The following is a 21,956-nucleotide window of genomic DNA, read 5'->3' on the forward strand; positions in this document are numbered from 1 at the left end:
ATATGGACAAGCGAACCCTGGTGGCGTAATGGATATTATCACCAAAAAAGCGAGTGGTAATCAGCATCGCCAGTTGCAATTTATTGTTGGAAATCACAACCGTTACCAAATAGGGCTTGATGTCGAACAAAACCTTTCTGAAACGCTATCCGCTCGTTTAATTGGTCAGTTAGAAAGAGCTAATTGGAATACCCGATTTGTAAAAGAAAAAGGAGGCGCTTTTACACCAAGCATTTTATGGAAGCCAACGACAAATACAGAACTCAACGTTTATGCTTACTATGCGAAAAACCAAAAGCAGGCGATCGTAATTTCTTACCAAAAGAAGGGACAATTAATAACGTAAATGGGAAAAAGCTCCCCTATGATATGTTTCTAAGCGATCCAAACTATCACGGTTTAAAATCAGAGCAAATTCAAGTGGGCTACAATTTGTCACATAAATTCACCCAAAATCTGATGTTCCGTCAGAACGCCAGTTACCATAATGGGGAAGAGAATTTTAAAAATGTCGTGTACTGGGGTGATACTGGTTCGATCTTATAACATAAGGCTCGCCGCTGGGACGTGAAAACCCAAGAAATCAGCTTAGATAACCAGTTAGAATTTGTCTTTAATACAACAAACATCAATCATACCTTGTTATCTGGTATCGATTATAAGCGAGTGCGTCAAGATCTAGATTAATTATATGTTTTCAAGTGATATCAAGCATTTAAAACAGCTTGGGTTTTATCTACAAGATCAGGTGGAAATAGTTAATGTTGAGCTAATGCTAGGCGGGGACGTTATGACTTTGCTAAAAATAGCAACCAAGACCGCGTAACAAACACCAGAGAAAGTAATAAAGATAGGAAATTTACTTGGCGGTCAGGTGCAATCTATAACTTTGAGAACGGTATCGCACCTTACCTAAGCTACAGCACGTCTTTTGTGCCATCTTCCGAAAAAGATGCTCAAGGAGATTTCTTAAAGCCAACGACCGCCGAACAATGGGAAATGGGGCTGAAATATCAACCAACTCAAGAAACCTTGCTAACGTTAGCTGGATTTAAAATTACACAAAAAGATTTAGCAAATTATCAATGGTAAACTCGCTCTTATGAGCAAATTGGTGAAGTGGACGTCAAAGGAATTGAAGTGAGCTTAAATCAACAGCTCTCTGATAAATTCCCAGTATCTGCCTCTTACGCTTATCTCAAAAAAGAGATTACCGAAGATAAAGATGGCAGTACAATCGATAAAACGCAATGGGGTACTCCTCGCCATCAAGCTTCACTTTGGGCAAAATATAAATTCTTTGATAAGCTAACCACCGGTATAGGTGTACGCTATATGGGAACGACTTTTGGTAATAACCAAAATACATTTACCGTACCCGCCTATACGCTTTACGATATGTCGCTTGGGTATGATTTTATGCCTAATTTAAACTTACAGCTCAACGCACAAAACCTGACGAATAAAAAATATGTCGCAAGTTGTGCTAATAATTTTTCCTGTTTCTATGGGACAGAACGTAATTTAAGTGCGACTTTAAACTATCTTTTTAACCTTAAACAGCCCTCGAATGAGGGCTTAAACATTTGCAAAAAATATGAAAAAAACGACCGCTTATATTCTCACCTTTCTTATTCATACAATGCTTCACGCTAACAATATAACAATTGAATTAAAAAAGGCGATTTCGTGCAAGGCACACTGACTCAACTTGCTGAACAACCGCTTTCACTTTCCATTATTTTCCCAGACAACTCTACTCGCCTATTTGCTCAAAATGTCTTTGGTGAACAGGATTTATGCTTAAATCTGAACACAATGGCACGGCCACTTTCTCTATTCCAAACAATGGCAAAGCATATCAAACAATGATTTTAAATTAGCCATTGAAGAGCATATTCCTCTTTCAGATCAAATTGCTAAGCCTAAAACTATCGAAAATCAACAACTTGCTGAATTAAGTGTACAAATTGCAAAGAATCCTGCAAAAAAGACCGCTTTAATGAACGATTTTTGGGATAAAGTCAAACAATCTGGCACACCGCTGATTGAAGCTTTGAACGAATAGCAAAGCCGAGTTACTTTTTTATGGCGTGGCGCAAAACAAAATGTGCGTATTTGGGGTGGTGTATCGACCGATCACGACTTTATGGAACGCTTGGGTGAAACTGATTTATGGTATAAAAGCTATATCGTACCTAATGATACGTTGGTTGAATATCGCCTTGCCCCTGATATTCCAACATTACCTGTAGATGAATATACCCAACGCAGAGCCTTACTTGCCACAGCCCAAGCCGATCCGTTGAACAAAACCCCCTATTTTGAGAAAATAGGATAAAATCTACAAAATACAGATAAGTTTAACTACTACTCGCTTGTCAAATTAGCAAAAGCTCCAGCACAACCTTACCTACTTGAAGAACCCAATATCGACAAAGGCACAATGCAAGAATTAGTTTTCGATAGTGCCAAACTTGGGAATAAACGCCGATTATTTGCCTATTTGCCTGCGAATTTTAGTACGAAAAATAGCTATCCGATTCTCTATCTGTTTGATGGTGTAGAATACACCGAACGTGTGCCGGCAAAAACGATTTTAGATAATATGATCGCTCAAAAAGTAATTCCCCCAACTGTCGCCATCTTTATTGAGAATGCGTCTAGTGAATCAAGACGAGTTGAGCTACCTGCTAACCCAATTTTTACCCAAGTACTAGCGGAAGAAATCGTCCCCTTTGCCGAAAAATCCATTGGCATGGAAGCAAAAGAGCGAATTATCAGTGGTTCTAGCTACGGCGGATTATCCTCAGCTTATACCGTGCTAAATTATTCTTATCTCTTTAATAAAGCACTGATTTTATCAGGCTCATTTTGGTGGAATCCTAAGAATACACCGAGCGAAAATAGTCACTATATCGCACACGAATTTGCAATAAAAGAAAAATTACCTGTTTGCTTTTTTATCAGTGCTGGATTTTATGAAAGCGGAAGATCGAATATATTGGAAACCTCTCGCCATTTAAAAGATGTGTTACTGGCAAAAGGCTACCCTGTGACCTATATAGAACAATCCACCCCGCACGGCTATTTAGCGTGGCAAGGATTAATAAGCGATGGGTTAAAAGCGTTATTAGGTAAAGGGGCTTGCCAACACCCCGACTAAGGAATAGTAAAATTACTCAAAAAATAAAAGAGATTGAAGGCATAGAGTTTTCCGCCACAGCAAAATGTTTAGAATACAAAGAGGATGAACAAGTAGCATTGCAAATTTATTACGAAAAACACTCGCTTGCACGCTTAAAACCGAGTGATGTTTGGGAGCTTTTAAGACTCTTAAATAGCAATAAAGTGATATGTGCGAAAAAAACGATTTGAGAAAGAGAATAAATAGATAAAGGCTACATCTCATGTAGCCTTATTTACATTTAATAATCGACAATCGGCATATTAAGTCGTTTAGACAACTCAAGAATATCTGATTTATCTTCAGTTCTGACAACAATAAAATTAACATCATCTCCACCGGACACAATATTTAAAATAGAATAATCTGATTGGGCTTCTAAGTTTTGATTAATATATTCAATGCCCTTCTGATAGTCATCATCAGTAATACTAAAAGATACGCCTATTTTATTTGAAATAAAATCACTTAATCTTTCAATATCAAATTTCCAATCATCAACATTATTATCAATAAAATAGGTAATAAGTTCATAATATAAGTCATCTTGTGCTACATCTAGCAATTCATCTTTTTCGTAATCTAACCATCTCTCTAATTTTTTACGGAATTTATCTGGAGTATCCGTTAATTCAATATAGGCTTTTTTAAATTTATTAACTTCAGATTTCGTTAAGTGATCATCAAAATTTAATAATTGAATTAATCTAGCAATATCTTCTTCTCGATTAAATTCTTGATGAATGAAAACACCTTGATTTTGCTCGGTTTCTATTTCTAAATCATTACAAATTTTCTCAATGCAATCTAATAATTGACTAAATAAAGAAATTTCTTCATCAGTTAAGCTATCAAAATCAAAAGATTTGCTCTTATCAAATAAATCAACATATTTCTCTCCAAATAAGGAGATATAGTATGTAAGGTGTAATCTATTTTCTTCATTAAGAATAGCAAAGAAAATATTCGCATCTCCCTTATAATACTCTGTATTGATTTCTCCAGTAAAATCGATACTCAAAACAGGATAATGTAATCCATTTTTTAAAATTTCAGGTAAATTATCAACTTGTTCTAAACGCATTTTACAGCGTAATTGGTTATATTGCTCATATTCTTTCTGATAGCTATAATTTTCAGGAATATCATCTAAAGTTGTGAGAGCATAAGGCATTTGCCAATAATAGAGGCTATACTCAGACTGATTTCTAGCCACTTCATCATTCATCAGATAGTTATATAGCTTTTCTATATTATCTGACAAAATCCTAATTTTCCTACTAAGTTCATTAGGAATATAATTTATTATTTTTCTGCCAGACTTATCAACAAAAAATCTATCACCATCAAGCTCTACATAAGCACGTTCTTTAATAAAAGGAAAAATTACATCATCAAATTTTGGAGAGATAATTTCTCTACCATTCAAATCAAGAAACCCGTATTTTTTATCAACAGAAACCACAATATCTTCTTCATTAACAATTAAACTGTCATATTTTAGTTCTGTTATATTTTTAACATTACCCTCTCCATAAATTAAAATTCCATATTTTCTGGCATAACTAAAGAAACCAGACTTATGATTTAATACTGCCTTTATTAATAAGGTGTCTCCTATAAATTCTAGACTGTTATATTTAAACTCTAACATTTTATTGTTGAATTCATCAATAACCCCATATTTCCTGTTTAAACAAGCAACAGCAAGATATTTATTTTCAGAGTCAGCATAGTGAATTTCAGCAATATCATCATAAATGGCTGGAATAATTTCTTCTAATCCATTATTCAGAATACCATACTTACCTGAAACAGAAAAAATAGTGATATTTCCTTTATTAAAAAGCCTTGCTGAATCATATTTCAACGGGGTGATTTTTGTTGTTGCAGGCAAAGGTGGGTTATCCAATTTATAGAATGCGTATTTATTGCCGTTTTGCATCATTCCTACCCAACCAGAATCTTCAATCAAATCATATTCTATTGGCACTAATAATTCATTTTCATCATTAATAATGCCATAATGCTGACCATTTCGGACTGAATAACCACCACAATATCTCTCTTTAATTTCATCATACATTAAAGGAATAACTTCTTTTTTCGAATAGCGATCAACTACACCATATTTTCCATTTTTAGCAACGATCAATAACGAGTAGCTCACACACTCTATTACGTCATCATATTTTTTCTTAAATGAATTTAAATTACTCACTTGAACTTCCTAAATTGTAAAAATCACTCGATTTTCGACCGCTTGTATCTCACAAAGCCAGCCTTGCTCTTTGGCAAGCAATTCAAAATCGGCAAGGCTGCTCTGCTTATTAAGTAGAACGTCTAAACTATCGCCTTTTTTAAGATCATTCATCGCTTTTTTAGCCATAAATAAAGGTAACGGACAGCTATAGCCTGTTAAATCTAAAGAATATTTCATCGTTTCGATACAACAAAAGGCGAACTTAAAAGTTCGCCTTATTCATTGAAATTATAATTTACGGCGATCCGCCATAATTTTACCCATTGCTGAAAGTTTTTCTTCCGTTAAATGCTCACGCCCTAGCTCGAAAAGTGGTTCTTCAATGGCAATATGCACATCATAACCTGCCACAAAACGCTCGATTAACTCTCTATCAACATTTTCACGTTTGCCTGCAAGTAAATCTTCAAGCTGAGCAGATAAATCGTCCCAGTTTTTATGCAAATGAACGTGCTGACGTTCTAATTCATCAACATCTGCTTGAGCTTGAGGCTGCACTTTAATCAACTCTGGAAAGAAATCGTCTTCTTCATCTTCGTGATGAAGTGGAGCTGATATGTTGAAGTAATTTAAGATCTGCTGAACATCATTTTTTACCGCCTGATTTAAGCCGTTTTTTTCAAGGTAATCAGGCAGAATTTGTAACTGTTTACAGAAACTTTTCACTTTTCCGTGACAAGCATACAACATATCAATAGGTTCAGCCCAGCTTGCAAATTCTTGCGGTTCAAGTTGTTGCATATAAACTCCTTATTATTTCTGATTATTCACTTCAGATTGTAAAGGCGGCACTTCTTTACCAATTCGGGCATAAAATTCAATCACAAAATCATCAAAGCGATCATCTTCAATGGCTTGGCGAATTTCTGCCATTAAACGTTGGTAATAACGTAAATTGTGAATGGTATTTAACCTTGCTCCTAAAATTTCGCCACATTTATCTAAATGGTATAAATAGGCTTTTGTATAATTTTTACAAGTATAACAATCACATTCAGGATCAAGCGGTGTAGTATCTTCACGATATTTTGCATTACGGATTTTCACAATGCCATTAGTAACAAATAAATGACCGTTACGAGCATTACGGGTTGGCATTACGCAGTCAAACATATCAATACCACGGCGAACACCTTCCACTAAATCTTCAGGTTTGCCTACGCCCATTAAATAACGAGGCTTATCAGCAGGAATTTGTGGGCAAACGTATTCTAAAATACGGTGCATATCTTCTTTCGGCTCGCCAACGGCTAAGCCACCTACAGCATAACCATCAAAGCCGATTTCAACTAATTTTTCAACCGAAACCTTACGCAACTCTTCATACACACCGCCTTGAATAATACCAAAGAGTGCATTTGGGTTTTCTAATTCATCAAAGCGATCACGGCTACGTTTTGCCCAGCGTAGCGACATTTCCATTGATTTTTTCGCATAATCAAAAGTTGCAGGATAAGGCGTACATTCATCAAAAATCATTACGATGTCTGAGCCAAGATCGTATTGGATCTCCATTGACTTTTCAGGCGAAAGGAAAATTTTCTCACCGCTAATTGGGTTTTGGAACGTTACGCCTTCTTCTTTAATTTTACGCAATTTGCCTAAACTAAAGACTTGGAAACCACCTGAATCGGTTAAAATCGGGCCGTGCCACTGCATAAAATCGTGCAGATCGCCGTGCATTTTCATCACCTCTTGCCCCGGGCGTAACCAAAGGTGGAAGGTATTTCCTAAAAGAATTTGAGCCCCTGTTGCAGCTACTTCTTCGGGTGTCATACCCTTTACTGTACCGTATGTGCCTACAGGCATAAATGCAGGGGTTTCAACGTGAAACGCCCCTTTCGGGCGATTGAATGTTAAGCGCCCACGGCGTGCATTACCGCTTGTTTTTTTTAATTCGTACTTCATTTTCTATCCACAAATAAACAGTTCGTGAAAGCGGTCAAAAACCGCCAAAAATTTACCAATTAGAATCTAAAGCCTGTTCCAATACCTAAGCCGATCCCAACACCATTTGAGCCGCCTCCGACTCCTACATTACCACCTACACCCGTTGATGAGCAGGCAAAAATCGTTAAAATGCTCACGCATAATAAGAATTTTTTCATTTTTTGCTGTCCTAAAATAACAAGACGGACTATTATAGTCCAAGCACATTTTACCCTGTTTAACCCATTAAACCTAATTTAAAAGAGTAAATTATGAAAATTTTACCCAAATTTACCGCCTTATTGATGACTTCAGCAACGATGCTTTCAGCAAATGCCAATTTGTTGAGCATTAGCGAAGCTGAAATTAACGAATACTTATCCACTAAATTAAGCGAAAAAGTACCATTGCAAGATAAAGCCGGTATCCCTCAATTATTTGAACTTGATTACAATCTTCATTCACTCACCAGCCAAATTGGCAGAACAGAAGAGAAAAAAGTTGCAGTTTCAGGGGTGGTAGATGGGATCTTAAAAGCACGAGGCAAGAAATACAATGCCTCTATCCAGTTAAATATGGACACAACGCCCTATTACGATCCTGAAAAAGGGGCATTATTTTTAAAAGATGTCCGCTTACTCAGCTGGTCTGCAACCCCTACAAAATATCAGTCTGAACTCCAAATGTTTTTGCCTGTACTTGCTGACGGATTAACGAGCTTTCTTAATGGTACTCCGGTTTATCGGTTAGACGAAAGTAAAATGAAAGAAGCAATGGTGAAAAAATTTGGTAAAGCCATTATCGTGGAAAATGGAAGTATCAAATTAGAAATCTCAATTTTCTAAAAATTTTGTGATCTCTGTCTAATTTCTACACTTTAGTAGTTGAGCTTTTAAGCATTCTATTTACAATTTAGTGGTTATTAATCAGCTATTAGGAGTTCTATATGGAAATCGGTATTGTTAAATGGTTTAACAATGTAAAAGGATTTGGTTTTATTACATCGGAAGTCTGTGAGGGAGATATTTTTGCTCACTTTTCTGAAATCCAAACTGAAGGTTATCGCTCCTTAAAAGTAGGGCAAAAAGTTGAGTTTGAATTAATCCAAGGCGAAAGAGGTGCGTCTGCCACCAAAATTACGCCTATCGAGTAGAAATACTTATCTTTATGTCTATTTCTTGCTATGCTAGCAACATTGCTTAATTATGCTCGGTTTCACACCGAGCTTTTTCTATCTTTTTAATTATGCCTCTCTCCCGTCAATTAATTTTAATCAATTTACTCTATGTTTTGGGTATTGGGCTAAACATCGTTTTTCTCCGATTTTTAAGCCTACATCTAGATCCGCTTAATAATAATGGCATACGATTTTTAACAGGCGGACTAGCCCTTTTAGCTATTATTTTATGGAAATTTCGCGCATCACTCATTCAATTAGCCAAAAGCCCTAAACTCATTGCCATTACATTATTTGTCGGGTTAATGATGTCTGCCAATATGTATTTTTGGTTAAAAGGTGTCAAAATTACCAGTGCAGTTACCGCTTCGATTTTCGGTGTATTAGCTATGCCTTTTGGCGTGATTATTGCTGCAATTTTCTTTAAAGATGAAAGGGAACGAATTAAAAATAAATCTTTTTGGTTTGGCTCAGTCTTAACCATTTTAGGGTCATTAGGCTTTGTTTGGTATGGCAAAACCATTTCTGTTGGGGAAGGGTTTATTCTTGGCTCTTTTTTCTTGTTTCTATCAATTATTATCCGGAATATTCAAAACTTGGTAGTGAAATTCAGCCGAGAACTTAATGTATTTACCCTAAGCTGTATCACCTCTTTAGTGACCTCGATCTCCAGCCTTTTATTGAGCCAACAAGCGGGTAAATTTAATGAAATTTTTGCAACACCGAATTGGCTTCTGTTTACGGTAATGGCAATTGGCATTTATGCGATTGTGGTTGGTATGGTACTCACTTTCCATATTATTCAAACACAAGGATTAGTAACATATCAAGTATTAGAGCTTCTGATACCTGTTTCAACTGCGGTTATGGCTTATCTAGTGTTAGGAGAGCGAATTTCACCAATCCAAATAGGCTTTGCCAGTATTGTTATTTTTGGCTCAAGTGTAGCATTGAAATTGGTAGAATTTCGGAGAAAATAGGCCGCTTGTGAAGTAATTTCCTCCGGGAATTTAGTAAAATCTAATATGTTTTTCAATGCCACATACAGCATGGTTATTAGATAGGAGAGTTAAAGATCACTACTTTAGGTGCTTCCTCCATAAACTTTTCCACTTGCACCGTTGTGGTATTTGGTGCATTACCCTGCCCGAGTTTGGAAGATCCTTCGTTACGAGTGAGTACATTCGGGTTGCCGTTTTTACATAATGGCGATTTGGTTTTGCCTAAATCTTGTGGATCATACCAGCCGCCTTCGTATAAGGCAACTGTGCCTTGAATAATACCATCGGTAACGACTGCTCCTGCTAACACTTGCCCTCGTTTGTTAAAAATTCGCACAATATCACCGCTTGTAATGCCTCGTTCAGTAGCATCTTTTGTATTAATCAGCACAGGTTCTCTGCCGTTCACTTCGTAGTATTGGCGGAGTGAAGAATAGGCTAATTGGCTGTGCAAACGGTATTTAATATGTGGGGTAATTAACGCAAGGGGTTCAGCTTCGTTTGTTTTGCCTGAATATTCGTGATGTTCAAACCACGTTGGGTGCCCTTTGCAGTCATCATAGTTCATCTTCGCCACCGTTTCAGAGAAAATCTCAATTTTGCCTGATGGTGTTGCAAGCTTATGTTTAATTGGATCATCACGATAATCTTGATAGCGAACGAAAGTATTGTTTTGATTTTCTGCCTCAAAACTTAATACTTTGTTTTCCGCCCAAAATGCCTCAAAGGTTGGGAATGGCATATTGATTTTTTCCGCAGCATCGTTGGCAATTTGGTAGAACTCTCTCAGCCAATCCATTTCGCTTTTACCTTCGGTAAATTCTAGCTCTTTGCCTGCTCGTTTAGCTAGTTCAGCAAAAATATCGTAGTCGTTTTTCGCTTCAAATTGCGGTTCAACCACTTGTTTCATTGGAATAATATGCTTAACCACATAATCCCCTGCGACGGTCAAATCATTACGCTCATAGCTTGTGGTAGCTGGTAGCACAATATCTGCCATTCGAGCGGTTGGCGTCCAATAGCACTCGTTCACGATTACCGTTTCAGGCTGCTGCCACGCTTTGACCAAATAGTTGGTATCAGGGTGATGAGCAAACGGATTACCACCCGCCCAATAAACCAATTTAACATCAGGATAAACTAAAGTTTGCCCGTTATAATCGTAAGGCTGATTTGGCTTAAGCAAAGCATCAGCAATGCGTGCCACAGGGAAAAACGGCATATTTGGGTTTGGCTTGCCTGCATTTATTGCCCCTAAACGAATGCCTGAATTGGCGTTCAATCCATCAGTTGAATAACGATAATTTAAGCCAAAACCACCACCCGGCAAGCCAATTTGCCCGAGCATTGCTGCTAGGGTAACTAATGCCCAATGACTTTGTTCGCCGTGTTGTAAGCGTTGTAATCCCCAGCCCGACATTAACATTGTACGGTTTGCCACAAATGCGTGAGCGAGTTCCTGAATAGTATTGGCTGGAATGCCACAAATTTGACTCGCCCATTCTGCCGTTTTGGGTTGATTATCGGTTTTACCTAACACATAATCGGAAAATTGCTCGAAACCAACGGTATATTTCGCTAAAAAGTCGTTATCTTGCTTGTTTTCGCTAATTAATGTGTGAGCAATACCAAGTATTAACGCAACGTCAGTGCCTGTATTAATTGGTAACCACTCTGCCTCTAAAAATTGGCAGGTTTCGCTTTTTACAGGGTCGATACAAATAATCCGTTTGCTGCTGGCTTTGATTTTTGCCAGATAATCAATCCCTTCAGGCTCTGCTGATGTCCACGCAATGCGAAGTGTATTCAGCGGATTAGATGACCAAATCACTAATAATTCGGTATTTTCTACAATGGTATGCCAGCTGGTTTGTTGGGCGTAAACTTCGATATTGCCTAACACATAAGGCATAATCACTTGCACCGCACCTGTGGAATAATCCCCTTTGCTGTTAATAAAACCGCCTGTTACGTTTAAATAACGTTGCAATAGCGTACGAGAGGCGTGTAACGAGCCGCAACTATACCAGCCGTAAGAACCACCGAAAATCGACTCGCTGCCATATTGCTGGCGTACACGTTGAATTTCATTTGAAACCAGCTCAAAGGCTTTATTCCAAGAAATACGTACCCATTCATCACGCCCACGCAATGTGGTGTCTTTGTTGCCTTCTAAGTAGCCTTTTCTGACCATCGGATACTTCACTCGCACAGGGCTATAAAGCTGATCAGCGACTACATTTTGTAATTCGTTTTGATGGTTTTTCACTAAACTACCTTCTGATTTTACTACTCTACCGTTTTCAACCGTAACATTTAATGCTCCCCAGTGGGCAGCGGTGGTAATAGTATTTTCTGGTTTGTCGAGAAAAATAAATTTGCCTTGTTCTAATGCTGTGTTCATTTAATACGAGCCTTTTAAATATACAAAATTGAATGGAATTTACTAGATTAAGAGTGAAGTTGCAACTACAAGCGACCACAAAAAGCATTGCTTTTTGAACTTTGGCTTTACAACGGCTGCGAAGCTGTGAACAATCCTGACAAGGATTGTGAATAATTTTTATGGAAAATTTGCAAATAAGAAACCCACCTAAGAAGGTGGGCTTGTTCATCTATTAAACGGCAACTTGCACAATCACATTATCCGCTTTTTTCACATAACTATTGATTTGGTCAAAGTTCATATAGCGGTAGATGTCATCTTTCTCTTGCTGTAATCCGTTTACATAGTTTAAGTACTCTTCTGGTGTTGGTAACTTACCTAACAAGGCAGAAACGGCGGCTAATTCCGCTGAGGCCAAGTACACATTTGCCCCCTGCCCTAAACGGTTCGGGAAGTTTCGGGTTGAGGTTGAAACCACATTTGCATTATTCGCAACGCGGGCTTGGTTACCCATACAGAGCGAGCAGCCTGGCATTTCAACCCTTGCCCCACTTTTACCATAGATACTGTAATAACCTTCCTCGGTCAATAAAGCGGCGTCCATTTTCGTTGGCGGTGCAATCCACAGTTTAGTCGGTAACTCCCCTTTCACTTGACCAAGCAATTTACCTGCTGCACGGAAGTGCCCGATATTGGTCATACAAGAACCGATAAAGACTTCGTCAATCTTATCACCTTGCACTTCTGAAAGCAGACGAGCATCATCAGGATCATTAGGCGCACAGAGAATCGGCTCTTTGATTTCATCTAGGTTGATATCAATAATTGCCGCATATTCTGCATTTTCATCCGCTTCTAATAGCTCTGGGTTATCCAACCACGCTTGCATATTAGCAATACGGCGTTCAAGGGTGCGTTTGTCATCATAACCTTCGGCAATCATCCATTTTAATAGCGTAATGTTAGAGTTTAGATACTCGATGATTGGCTCTTTATTTAGCTTGATGGTACAAGCCGCTGCTGAACGTTCTGCTGAAGCATCTGAAAGCTCAAAGGCCTGTTCAATTTTCAGATCTTCTAAACCCTCAATTTCAAGAATACGCCCTGAGAAGATGTTTTTCTTCCCTTTTTTCTCAACAGTCAGCAAGCCTTGCTGAATTGCATAATATGGAATAGCGTGGACTAAATCACGTAAGGTAATGCCCGGTTGCATTGTGCCTGAAAAACGCACTAAAACAGATTCCGGCATATCCAGCGGCATTACGCCCGTAGCGGCTGCAAAGGCAACCAAGCCTGAACCGGCAGGGAATGAAATACCGATTGGGAAACGAGTATGCGAATCGCCGCCTGTGCCTACTGTATCAGGCAATAACATACGGTTTAACCAAGAGTGGATAACGCCATCGCCAGGGCGAAGTGAAACACCACCACGATTCATAATAAAATCAGGCAAAGTATGGTGCGTTACCACATCAACAGGTTTTGGATAAGCTGCTGTGTGGCAGAATGATTGCATAACCAAATCTGCAGAGAAGCCTAAACAGGCTAAATCTTTTAACTCATCTCTCGTCATTGGGCCTGTGGTATCTTGTGAGCCAACAGAGGTCATTCTTGGTTCGCAGTATTGACCCGGACGAACCCCCTCCACGCCACAAGCTCGCCCTACCATTTTTTGTGCTAATGTATAGCCTTTATCACTATCAGAAACCGCTTGAGGTTTAATGAAAACATCACTTTCAGGCAAACCGAGAGCTACTCTGGCTTTGTGGGTTAAACCACGACCAATAATTAGCGGAATACGTCCGCCAGCTCGTACTTCATCGAGCAATACTTCCGTTTTCAGCTCAAATTCCGCTAGCACTTCATCAGAGTTATGCTTACAAATTTTGCCTTGATATGGATAGATGTCGATTATATCTCCCATATTGAGTTGGGTAACATCAACCTCAATTGGCAAAGAACCTGCATCTTCAAGAGTATTAAAGAAAATTGGGGCAATTTTACCGCCTAATACCACACCGCCAGCACGTTTATTTGGAATGTATGGAATATCGTCTCCCATAAACCAAAGTACCGAGTTTGTTGCAGATTTACGAGAAGAGCCCGTGCCTACCACATCGCCCACATAAGCTAGTGGGAAGCCTTTTTCTTTCAACGCTTCTAGCTGTTTAATTGGGCCAACCTGTCCGTTTTCATCAGGGAAAATACCATCACGTTCATTTTTCAACATTGCTTGAGCGTGGAGAGGAATATCAGGACGAGACCAAGCATCTTGAGCTGGAGAAAGGTCATCAGTATTGGTTTCGCCTGTTACTTTAAATACCGTAACCGTCAGTTTTTCCGCCAGTTTCGGGCGAGAGGTAAACCAATCCGCATTTGCCCAAGATTCTAATACTTGTTGTGCAAATTCATTGCCTTGTTCTGCACGCTCTTTCACATCGTGGAAATTATCAAACATCAATAAGGTTTTAGATAAAGCTTCAACGGCAATAGGAGCAAGTTCTGGCTTATCTAAGGCGAGTAACAAGGTTTCAATATTGTAACCACCCTGCATTGTGCCTAATAATTTTACGGCATTAGCAGGCGAAATAAGCGGCGATGACGTTGCCCCTTTTACAATATCGGCAAGGAATGCCGCTTTCACATAAGCGGCTTCATCAACCCCCGCAGGAATACGATTTTCAAAAAGTTCTAATAAAAAGACCGCTTGTTCGGCTGGTGGATTTTTCAGTAACTCAACGAGCTGTGCGGTTTGTTCTGCATTCAATGGTTGTGGAACAACCCCTAATTTTGCACGCTCACCAACGTGTTGTTGATAATTTTCTATAAAATGTGCCATAACTTACTCCTTCTCCTTGAGTTACATATTTGCAATGATGTCTTGTGCAAACTCTGATGTTGAACGTAAGGTTGCACCTTCTAACATTTCAGCAAAATCAAAGGTTACTGTTTTATCCGCAATGGTTTTGGATACTGCTTTTACCACTAAATCAGCCGCTTCAACCCAACCCAAATGGCGTAACATCATTTCACCACTTAAAATTAATGAACCGGGATTACCTTTATTCTGCCCTGCAATTTTTGGTGCTGTGCCGTGAGTAGCTTCAAAAATAGCCGCTTCATAACCGATATTCGCCCCTGGAGAAATTCCAATTCCCCCCACTTGAGCCGCTAAAGCATCAGAAATATAGTCGCCATTTAAGTTAAGGGTTGCAATAACATCATACTCTGCTGGGTGTAATAAAATTTCTTGTAAAAACGCATCGGCAATGCTGTCTTTAATAATGATTTCTTCGCCTGTTTTTGGATTGGTTAAGCTCATCCAAGGGCCTTTATCAATAAGTTTTGCCCCAAATTCTTCTGCAACTTGATAGCCCCACTCTTTAAATGCCCCTTCGGTAAACTTCATAATGTTACCTTTATGTACAAGAGTAAGTGATTTGCGGTTATTATCAATCACATATTGTAATGCTGCACGCACCAAGCGTTGTGTACCTTGTTTAGAAACAGGTTTAATACCGATACCACAATCTTCCGTAAAGCGGATTTTCTTCACACCCATCTCTTTTTGTAAGAATTCAATCACTTTATTAGCTTCAGGCGAACCAGCTACCCACTCTACCCCTGCATAAATATCTTCCGAATTTTCACGGAAAATCACCATATCAATTAATTCAGGGTGTTTTACAGGACTTGGTGTGCCATCATAATAGCGAATTGGGCGTAAGCAGTTATATAAATCCAAACCTTGACGCATTGCCACATTTAAAGAACGAATACCGCCACCTACTGGTGTCATTAATGGGCCTTTAATCGCAACATGATATTGGCGAATAAGCTCTAAGGTTTCATCAGGCAGCCAAGTATTTTCGCCATAGAGTTTGTTTGCTTTTTCGCCTGCATAAATTTCCATCCACGCAATTTTACGCTTGCCTTGATAGGCTTTTTCAACAGCAGCGTCTAATACCGCTTTCATCGCAGGTGTTACATCAACACCGATGCCATCGCCTTCAATAAATGGAATAATAGGATGATCAGGAACTTGGAGTGAACCGTCTTGGTTCAGTTGAATGGTTTCGCCTTGTGGAATTTGGACTTGTGTTTGCATTTTCTCCCCCTTAAATCGAAAATAACGACAAAAAATGAATTTTTACGATTTAATAACAAATCAACTATAAACAGTAAATATGCAAATGTAAATAAAGAGAAACTTCTCTACATTAAGATTTGTGATCCACCGCACATTTTGTAAATGAATTATAAAAAAATATTGTTATTCTGTTAAAAATCATCTAGTTTATTTACAAACCTAAAATAAAAAAGGAGTATATATGTCAGCAGCAACATTAACGCTAGAAACAGGCGAAAAAATTGAACTCGAGATGAAAAAGGGGTCACTAGGGTATCAAAACGTTGATATCCAACCTTTTTTAAAGCATAAACTATTTGCTTACGATCCGGGCTTAGTTTCAACTGCCGTTTGCGAATCTAACATTACCTATGTAGATGGCGATGAAGGTGTTTTACTCTATCGAGGCTACCCAATCGATCAATTAGCAAAAGACTCTGATTATTTAGAAGTAAGCTATATGCTCTTATTCGGCGAACGCCCTACCAAAGAAGAATACAAAGACTTCGTTCAACTCATCAAAAAACACACCTTAGTACACGAACAACTAACCAAATTCTTCTCCGGTTTCCGTCGAGATTCACACCCAATGGCGGTAATGTGTGGGGTAAGTGGTGCGTTAGCCGCTTTCTACCACGATGCTATCGATGTAAATAACCAAGCCCACCGTGAACTTACCGCAATTCGTTTGTTAGCTAAAATCCCAACCCTTGCTGCGATGTGTTATAAATATTCCATCGGTCAGCCGTTTATGTTCCCACAAAACCACTTATCTTATGCAGGCAACTTCTTATATATGATGTTTGCAACCCCTTGTGAACCTTACGAAGTAAATCCTGTACTAGAACGTGCATTAGACCGAATTTTCATCTTACACGCAGATCACGAGCAAAATGCCTCTACCTCAACGGTGCGTACCGCTGCATCTTCTGGTGCAAACCCATTTGCGTGTATCGCAGCAGGTATTGCCTCGCTTTGGGGACCGGCACACGGTGGGGCAAATGAAGCCTGTATCAATATGTTAGAAGAAATCGGCACAGTTGATCGAATTCCAGAGTTTATCGCCCGTGCTAAAGATAAAAACGACCCATTCCGCTTAATGGGCTTCGGGCACCGTGTATATAAAAACTACGACCCACGAGCCAAAGTAATGCGTGAAACCTGCCACGAAGTATTAAAAGAGCTCAACATCGATAATCCATTATTTGAAGTTGCGTTAGAGCTAGAAAAAATTGCATTAAGCGATCCTTACTTCATTGAGCATAAACTATATCCAAACGTGGACTTCTACTCAGGCATCGTATTAAAAGCAATCGGTATTCCGACCTCAATGTTTACCGTGATGTTCGCTTTAGCAAGAACCGTTGGTTGGATTGCACACTGGAAAGAAATGTATCTACAAGGCAATATCAAAATCGTCCGCCCTCGCCAAATCTACACAGGCGAAACCAAACGTGATTTTGAACCGATGGATAAAGCATAACTTGCAAAAAATCGAAAAAATTAAACCGCTTGTTTCTACAAGCGGTTATATTTTGCATAAAATTTGCAAATCAGGCTAATTTATTTAGCAGCTGTGTTCTAACATCTTGACCATTTTCATCGCTTTTTACAGCCATAATAAATAAGCCTTTTCCTTGACTTAATTTCTCCCAAAGATTGCCAATTAAGGCTTTTTCTTTAGAATCTTCATTACTTTTTAATTGTTCCCCTTTATATTCCACAATTAGAATTCGACCATCAATAAGCTCTACAATAAAATCAGGATAAAAATTCTGATGAGCTAATGGTAAAGAAAACCCTCTTTTTACAGGATTTCTTACCCAATATTTCACTTGAGGCAATGAATCAATCGCAACGGCACAATCAAATTCTTCCCCACTTGCTTTCAACTCTTCAATTTGAGCAAAATAGTGTTTGTTGAATTTGTAACGTCCTACATAAAAAGGCGGTTGTGGTGCTAGTTTTTCTGGTGTAAAACTAAATTGATACTGCTCATTTAGGCAGATTTCTACTTCTTCATTATCACCAAATAGCGTTTGTTGATAGCAATTTTTTTGAGCTAAAGCCCGATAACGATTAATCAAATCTGAAATAGCCCGAGCCAATGCAAATTTATGTTGAACTAACTGCGTTAAAGTGATTTCTACATTTTTCAGTAAATCTGAAATCAATAATTGCAAAAATCTTAACATTATAGGTTGAGGAATATCCGTTAAACGCACTTGTTTATCTAACCAACGGATAAAATCTTGCTCGGTTAGTTCCAGCCAATCATCAGAAAAGCTAAGTTGTTGATTAAAATGGTAAGAAACCCGTTTATCTTCCACATCAATTTCAAAACTTTGGCTATTCTCTTGTAATCTAAAGCCATCAAGTTTGGCGGGGTAATCCAATAAACTCCAACTCTGGTAATCTAATAGCACTTGTGAATCAGCTAAGTCTAACTCGCCTTGAATATTCATACAAAGTTGAGGTATTACTTTAAATATTTCACCCTTTTCGGCAGGAGAAGCGAATATTTCAACTCTATTTTGGTGAATTTGTAATTGTTGCTCAATTTGTTCTTTTTTCTTACCGGTTGCAGTTTGGATCAAGGCTTTTTCTAACTTTTCACTTAAATTACCTTTTACTTGCACTAAAATGCTACCTTCTTGCTCGGTAATTTTGAGTTGAGAACGTTCTGCTTCGCTTAAATCCATCATTATAGGAAGTTGTGTTAATGCTAAAACTGTTGTCGGCGTATAGAATAAATCCCCTTCATTCTCACTAATCCAATTCTCTTGTTGTGGAATGCGGAGCATTTCAGCTACTTCTAATGCTTCAAACCCCATTCCAATCAATTTATCTTGTAAATTACGAGCCGTTTCGCCGAACGATTTAGAGGAAAGATGAGCATAAGCACGGTTTAAATCTTCAATTTGACGGCGTTTAGCATAAGGCATTCGCAATACTCGCCCTAACAACTGCTCCGCTTCCTTACTTGAGGAAACATTTTGCACCGAGCAAAAAATATAGGCAAACGGGCAATCCCACCCTTCTTTCAATGCCTCAACCGTGATGATGTAATTGATCTTACATTGTGGATTAAATAAATCGATATTATCTAATTCGTGCTGATTACCCGTAACAATGGCAATCTCTTCTTCATCAATTTTTAATTCATCAATTAAATACTGTTTTAAGACTTCTACTGTTACTTTGCCGTTTTTCGGCTCAGCTTGGAACAACACAAGCGGACGAACATAATCGCTCTCATACTGTGCTTTTTGTGCTAATGCTCCTCTGTTAATTACTGCGCCATCTATTGCTTGCTGCCAGTTGTGATGTTCGGTCAGCACAATCGGTAATTTGATCATCTCTTCTGATTTTAGATGACTTGCCGAAACGTGATACAACACATTACTCCCTGTTTTTCTATCTGTGTTTGGCGTAGCAGTAAATTCTAAAATAGCTGATGGGGAAAGTTGAGATAGCACATCAAAAGAGAGTGAAGTCCGAGCATTATGTGCTTCATCAACAATGACCAAAGGCTGATAAGCTCGCAACAAATTTGCAAAAGAACACTTAATTTTGCCCGTTTGTTTGTAGGTTAAACCGTTCTCTTGTAGATCAGTAGTGGAAATCTTTTCTAAATTTGCCTGAATATGGGGTGGTAAACGCTCAAAATGAGCTGTTAATTTTTCATTAAAAGCATAGATTTTTCGCCCATCTTGATTTTCTACCCGAAAATTTTGAATAGTAGAAACGATTACAATCGCCTTATTACCAAAATCTTGTGGGCGAAGTAAATCAAAATCTTCAGACTCAATAACCATTACTTCTCGGTTAAAAGTTTTATCAAGTGCCGCACGGTAAGGGTGTTGTGGATTTTTCAACGCTTCTGCAGTTTGGGTTTTAATTGTGCGAGAAGGTACTAGCCATAAAGTAACAGGGAAATCGCAATCCAAATATTGCTTTGCAATACGGGAGATGCTATGCGAGGCTAACAATGTTTTACCGCCACCGGTTGGAATTCGTACACAAACATAAGGCACATCACGCAAATTGCTGTGTTCACTTGGGATCTTGTAACTATATTCAGGTTGAATTTGGCTAAAAGCGGTTTTTGCATCAGATTGCAAGCAAGCCGGAAAATAGTGGCTGACACGGTTTAATGCTTCATTTTGGTAATTTTTTAATTTCATTTTTTCTCCCACTATTAACGCGCTGTTACATCATACGGAATCTGTTTAAATGTAATTTTCTTTTCAGCTAACTGCACTTCTCCTAAACGGCACGCTTCGCCATATACCACAATATCCATTCCCTGTTGAATAAATTCAGCAAAGTATGGTAACTCCGTCATTAATTTTCGTGTCAGAACATTACCACTCTGCGGACGTTTATCACCTAAAATTCCGTTATATAACAAATAGTAGGCTTTGCCGTTGAAAGTGCCGACAAGCGGTGATTTTCCGCTGTTTTTTTGCAAAGGGAAATGATTTTCTAAATACCAAATATGGGCGGCTAAATCGTCAAAACGAATGTTCGGATTAAGTGAACCGAATGCGTCAAATACTTCCTCGCCTAACTCACAAAAGCGAAATGATCCGCCACCTTGCCAATTTACTGCTTTTGAAATACCGCCTTGCTCACCTTCAATTACTTTTTTCAACCTTGGGACAACATGGGTTTTAGCATGTTCGCCAATCTCAATACCGATATAACGACGGTTCATTTTATGAGCAACTGCTGCAGTTGTACCTGAGCCAAGAAAGCTATCGAGAACAAGATCATTTTCTGATGTGGCTATCTGCAAAACACGTTGAATTAAGAGTTCTGGCTTAGGGGTTTCAAAGAATGCTGAATTAAAAATATTTTTTATTTCATTATTTGCATCTCTTGTTGTTCCCACTTCTTTACCAAACCAGATTGTCTCAGGAATTCTTCCTTCTTGTTCTGACAAATAAATCTTTCTTAAAACTTTTGTTTCATTTTCAATGAAAGAAATTTCACCTGTTTTAACTTTTTCAAAAAATGTATCTTTACTCCAACGCCAACCTTTTTCTGGAGGCGATATAGTATTTCCATTAGGTGTAACAATATCATAACGTAAATTTTCTCTTAAATTGGGACTTCTAAAATCTCCTGAACGCCAAGCTCCTCTAGGATCATTATCTGGATTTTTATAATTAATATTATGCTCCTCTTGTCTTGGCAATAGATTACGTCGAAAACTGTCGCTTTTTCTGAACACTAATAATTGGTTATGATGGATAGATAATAATTTAGAGTCATTTTTTCCTTGAATACTATGTTGCCATACCACATTCGCCACAAAATTCTTCCGCCCGAAAATTTCATCAAGCATAATTTTCAAATAGTGGCTTTCGTTATCATCAAGCGTGATCCAAATTGAACCATCTTCGGCAAGTAACTCTCGCAGAATTTCAAGACGTGGATACATCATTGAAAGCCAAACGGAATGCTCTAAATTATCATCGTAGTGGGTAAATGCAGATTTTGTATTATAGGGAGGATCAATAAAAATACATTTGACTTGCCCGGCATAAAAGGGCAAAAGGGATTTTAGGGCTGATAAATTATCGCCTTGAATAATTAAATTTTGCTTGACATCAGATAAGGTTTCAGCAGAAGCTGAGCTGTCGGCTGTCGGCTGTCGGCTGTCGGCTGTCGGCTGTCGGCTGTCGGCTGTCGGGCAATATTATGCGAAAAATCCGGCAACTCACGCAATAGACAATATGGGGTTTGTTTGGCTTTTTTTACGGCTTCTTCTTTGCCGTACCAAGTAAGGGTTGTCATAAAATGCACCTGAAAGATAAAAATGCATTATTGTAACTGTAACAAGCGGTTAAAAAAATAGAAAATTTTGCAAAAAATT

The 21,956-nt window shown here is 38.4% G+C and carries 20 protein-coding genes and 1 pseudogene; 10 read left to right on the plus strand and 11 right to left on the minus strand.

Going from position 1 to position 21,956, the window contains the following annotated elements; genetic code table 11:
• Positions 1-28: 28 nt before the first annotated feature.
• The 6 genes and pseudogenes from ACERCF_RS04825 (at position 29) to ACERCF_RS04850 (ending at position 3,166) form a co-directional block, all read left to right on the plus strand.
• Positions 29-346, plus strand: a complete 318-nt coding sequence (locus ACERCF_RS04825) for a hypothetical protein (RefSeq protein WP_373624810.1) — start codon at positions 29-31, stop codon at positions 344-346.
• A gap of 23 nt (positions 347-369) precedes the next feature.
• Complete coding sequence (locus tag ACERCF_RS04830; protein ID WP_373624812.1) at positions 370-546, plus strand: hypothetical protein; 177 nt, start codon at positions 370-372, stop codon at positions 544-546.
• Positions 547-843: 297 nt separating this feature from the next.
• A pseudogene (locus tag ACERCF_RS04835) lies at positions 844-1,656 on the plus strand (TonB-dependent siderophore receptor); the annotation flags it as partial.
• A 33-nt stretch (positions 1,657-1,689) separates the two neighbouring features.
• A complete protein-coding gene (locus tag ACERCF_RS04840; RefSeq protein WP_373624813.1) occupies positions 1,690-1,872 on the plus strand; it encodes a hypothetical protein in 183 nt (60 codons plus the stop codon).
• Between the two features lie 238 nt (positions 1,873-2,110).
• The gene (locus ACERCF_RS04845) at positions 2,111-2,341 is read left to right on the plus strand and encodes an enterochelin esterase domain-containing protein (protein WP_373624814.1); all 231 of its coding nucleotides are present in this window, start codon (positions 2,111-2,113) and stop codon (positions 2,339-2,341) included.
• 105 nt (positions 2,342-2,446) lie between these two features.
• Positions 2,447-3,166: an alpha/beta hydrolase gene (locus tag ACERCF_RS04850; protein ID WP_373624816.1), complete on the plus strand. Its 720-nt coding sequence runs from the start codon at positions 2,447-2,449 to the stop codon at positions 3,164-3,166.
• Between the two features lie 262 nt (positions 3,167-3,428).
• Here ACERCF_RS04850 and ACERCF_RS04855 read toward each other — a convergent pair whose 3' ends face one another.
• Genes ACERCF_RS04855 through ACERCF_RS04875 form a run of 5 tightly spaced genes read right to left on the minus strand, consistent with a single transcriptional unit; the run spans position 3,429 to position 7,558 of the window.
• Entirely contained in the window at positions 3,429-5,408 is a 1,980-nt protein-coding gene (locus tag ACERCF_RS04855) for a WG repeat-containing protein (protein WP_373624817.1), read from the minus strand.
• 9 nt (positions 5,409-5,417) lie between these two features.
• Entirely contained in the window at positions 5,418-5,627 is a 210-nt protein-coding gene (locus ACERCF_RS04860) for a sulfurtransferase TusA family protein (protein ID WP_373624818.1), read from the minus strand.
• Between the two features lie 51 nt (positions 5,628-5,678).
• Positions 5,679-6,191 (minus strand): hemerythrin domain-containing protein, encoded by a 513-nt coding sequence (locus ACERCF_RS04865; protein ID WP_373624819.1) that lies wholly within the window; start codon positions 6,189-6,191, stop codon positions 5,679-5,681.
• A 12-nt stretch (positions 6,192-6,203) separates the two neighbouring features.
• Positions 6,204-7,358, minus strand: coding sequence for a tRNA guanosine(34) transglycosylase Tgt (gene tgt / locus ACERCF_RS04870; protein ID WP_373624821.1), 1,155 nt, complete (start codon positions 7,356-7,358; stop codon positions 6,204-6,206).
• A gap of 59 nt (positions 7,359-7,417) precedes the next feature.
• On the minus strand, positions 7,418-7,558 hold the full coding sequence (locus tag ACERCF_RS04875) for a hypothetical protein (protein ID WP_373611926.1): 141 nt from the start codon (positions 7,556-7,558) through the stop codon (positions 7,418-7,420).
• Positions 7,559-7,651: 93 nt separating this feature from the next.
• On the opposite strand from ACERCF_RS04875, the gene ACERCF_RS04880 reads away from it, so the two are divergent.
• The 3 genes from ACERCF_RS04880 (at position 7,652) to ACERCF_RS04890 (ending at position 9,536) form a co-directional block, all read left to right on the plus strand.
• Positions 7,652-8,224 (plus strand): YceB family lipoprotein, encoded by a 573-nt coding sequence (locus ACERCF_RS04880; RefSeq protein WP_373624822.1) that lies wholly within the window; start codon positions 7,652-7,654, stop codon positions 8,222-8,224.
• A 101-nt stretch (positions 8,225-8,325) separates the two neighbouring features.
• A complete protein-coding gene (gene cspD / locus ACERCF_RS04885; protein ID WP_373611923.1) occupies positions 8,326-8,532 on the plus strand; it encodes a cold shock domain-containing protein CspD in 207 nt (68 codons plus the stop codon).
• Positions 8,533-8,624: 92 nt separating this feature from the next.
• Positions 8,625-9,536, plus strand: a complete 912-nt coding sequence (locus tag ACERCF_RS04890; RefSeq protein WP_373624823.1) for a DMT family transporter — start codon at positions 8,625-8,627, stop codon at positions 9,534-9,536.
• 76 nt (positions 9,537-9,612) lie between these two features.
• On the opposite strand, the gene ACERCF_RS04895 is transcribed toward ACERCF_RS04890, so the two are convergent.
• The 3 genes from ACERCF_RS04895 to icd all read right to left on the minus strand — a co-directional run bounded on the left by ACERCF_RS04895 (position 9,613) and on the right by icd (position 16,051).
• The gene (locus ACERCF_RS04895; RefSeq protein WP_373624824.1) at positions 9,613-11,961 is read right to left on the minus strand and encodes a molybdopterin guanine dinucleotide-containing S/N-oxide reductase; all 2,349 of its coding nucleotides are present in this window, start codon (positions 11,959-11,961) and stop codon (positions 9,613-9,615) included.
• Between the two features lie 214 nt (positions 11,962-12,175).
• Entirely contained in the window at positions 12,176-14,782 is a 2,607-nt protein-coding gene (acnB, locus tag ACERCF_RS04900) for a bifunctional aconitate hydratase 2/2-methylisocitrate dehydratase (protein WP_373624825.1), read from the minus strand.
• Positions 14,783-14,803: 21 nt separating this feature from the next.
• A complete protein-coding gene (gene icd / locus ACERCF_RS04905) occupies positions 14,804-16,051 on the minus strand; it encodes an NADP-dependent isocitrate dehydrogenase (protein ID WP_373610888.1) in 1,248 nt (415 codons plus the stop codon).
• 223 nt (positions 16,052-16,274) lie between these two features.
• Here icd and ACERCF_RS04910 point away from each other — a divergent pair, with 223 nt between their 5' ends.
• Positions 16,275-17,555 (plus strand): citrate synthase, encoded by a 1,281-nt coding sequence (locus tag ACERCF_RS04910; RefSeq protein ID WP_373610889.1) that lies wholly within the window; start codon positions 16,275-16,277, stop codon positions 17,553-17,555.
• Positions 17,556-17,625: 70 nt separating this feature from the next.
• Here the strand turns inward: ACERCF_RS04910 and ACERCF_RS04915 are convergent, their stop codons facing one another.
• From ACERCF_RS04915 to ACERCF_RS04925, 3 genes are read right to left on the minus strand one after another with little or no spacing between them, the layout of a single operon-like run.
• On the minus strand, positions 17,626-20,259 hold the full coding sequence (locus tag ACERCF_RS04915; RefSeq protein WP_373624826.1) for a DEAD/DEAH box helicase: 2,634 nt from the start codon (positions 20,257-20,259) through the stop codon (positions 17,626-17,628).
• A 14-nt stretch (positions 20,260-20,273) separates the two neighbouring features.
• Complete coding sequence (locus ACERCF_RS04920; protein ID WP_373624827.1) at positions 20,274-21,635, minus strand: site-specific DNA-methyltransferase; 1,362 nt, start codon at positions 21,633-21,635, stop codon at positions 20,274-20,276.
• Between the two features lie 38 nt (positions 21,636-21,673).
• On the minus strand, positions 21,674-21,877 hold the full coding sequence (locus ACERCF_RS04925; RefSeq protein WP_373624828.1) for a DNA methylase N-4/N-6: 204 nt from the start codon (positions 21,875-21,877) through the stop codon (positions 21,674-21,676).
• Positions 21,878-21,956 lie beyond the last annotated feature (79 nt).

It is taken from the genome of Mannheimia kashgarensis (genome assembly GCF_041807705.1).
In the GTDB taxonomy this organism is placed as follows: domain Bacteria; phylum Pseudomonadota; class Gammaproteobacteria; order Enterobacterales; family Pasteurellaceae; genus Mannheimia.